This is a genomic window from Streptomyces sp. UH6, assembly GCF_013421635.1.
In the GTDB taxonomy this organism is placed as follows: domain Bacteria; phylum Actinomycetota; class Actinomycetes; order Streptomycetales; family Streptomycetaceae; genus Streptomyces; species Streptomyces abyssomicinicus.
In genome coordinates, this window is sequence record NZ_JACADT010001171.1 from 1 (window position 1) to 1,596 (window position 1,596).

Annotated in this window: 1 protein-coding gene and 1 pseudogene; both read right to left on the minus strand. The window is 69.0% G+C overall.

Annotated features, from left to right (window positions below; translation table 11 throughout):
* Positions 1-31 precede the first annotated feature (31 nt).
* Positions 32-1,366 carry a sugar ABC transporter substrate-binding protein gene (locus tag HW445_RS30315; RefSeq protein WP_180224005.1) on the minus strand — a complete coding sequence of 445 codons (1,335 nt, stop codon included), beginning with the start codon at positions 1,364-1,366 and terminating at the stop codon, positions 32-34.
* Positions 1,367-1,410: 44 nt separating this feature from the next.
* A pseudogene (locus tag HW445_RS30320) lies at positions 1,411-1,596 on the minus strand (glycoside hydrolase); the annotation flags it as partial.

Genomic DNA, 1,596 nt, shown 5'->3' on the forward strand with positions numbered 1-1,596 from the left:
ACGGCGGTGCGGCGCCCGCCCGCCACCGGGATCACTGCTGCTGCTTCCACTCCGCCTGGGCCTCGTTGAGCTTCTCGGCGAGGCCGTCCGCGAACTGCTTCGCGGTGATCTCGCCGAGCAGCAGCTTCTGGAAGTCCGGCTCGCTGTCGGCCTTGCTGATGTTGTTCCAGTCCGGCAGGTAGTACGGAAGCTGGACGACCTTGGTGCCGGGGTCGTTCAGGGACTCCATGGCCGCCTTCACCGGCTTGACCTCGCTGATCCAGGCGTCGCCGGAGGCGTCGGTGTTGGCGGGGATGGAGCCCGCCTCCTTGTTCCAGAGGCTGTTCATCTCGTGGGACGCGGCGAACTCGATGAACTTCCAGGCCGCCGTCTTGTTCTTGCTGCTCTTGAACAGGCCCAGCCCGTCGACCGGGTTGGAGACGATGGTGCGCGGGCTGCCCTCGGCGGACGGGGGCAGCGGAATGCCCTCCACCTTGCCCTCCCCGAACGCCTTCACGTGGTCGGTGTAGGAGCCCAGGTTGTGCTGGAGCATGCCGATCTCGCCCTGGCCGAACTGGGCGACCATCTTGGCGAAGTCGTTGTTGAGGTCGGCCTCGGGCGTGGCCTTCTTGTAGAGGCCGACGTACTTCTCCAGCGCCTCGACGTTCTTCGGGTCGTTGACGGTGGTCCTGTCACCGTTCCAGAAGGTATCGACGCCGGACTGGGCGTACATCATGTCGAGCGCCTGGGCGACCGAGCCCGCGCCGCCGCGGATGGTGAAGCCGAACTTGTTCTTCTTCGCGTCGGTGAGCTTGTCGGCGGCGGCGTAGAAGCTGTCCCAGGTGGTGGGCGGTTCGGCGCCCGCCGCCTCGAACAGCTCGGTGCGGTACCACAGGGTGCCCTGGTTGGCGCTGGTCGGCACGGAGTACATCTCGTCGCCCCGGCCGGCCGCCGACCTCACGCTCTCGGCCATCTGCTCCGAGAGCTTGCCCTTGAGCGCGCCGGCCTCGATCCGGTCACCGACCGGTTCCAGGGCGTCCTGCGCCACCATGTTGGCCAGGTAGGCGGTGCCGACGCCGCCGACGTCGGGCAGGCCGCCGCCCGCGATGGCCGTGTCGTACTTGGACTGCACGTCGGTGATGGGGACCGGCACGTACGTGACGTCGATGTCCGGGTTCTGCTTCTCGAACTCGGCGATGATCTTCTCCCAGACCGGGGTGCGGACACCGCCGTTGTTGTCCCAGAAGGTGATCTCGCCCTTGCCCGAGCCCTCGTCACCGCTGCCGCCGCTGCCGTCGTCGCCGCAGGCGGTGGCCGTCAGGGCGAGCACCGCGGTCAGCGCCACGGCTGCCGCGCCTCTTCGGTTCCGGTGGATCGTCAGCTTCATGTCGGCTCTTCTCTCGTGGGATGGGTTTCTCTCGGGACGTGCGTTCAGGCAGTCAGGCGGTGGTGCGGTCGGGCGGTGGTGCGGTACCGGGTGAAGACGCCCGTGCCCGCCTCGCCCGTGCCGGGCGGGGCGGCCGCGAACAGGCCCAGCAGGGCGGCGACCCAGCCCCACGGGGCGGCGGCGAACACCTGGCCGGAGGGACGGAAGCCGTCCCCGTCGCCCGTGTCGGC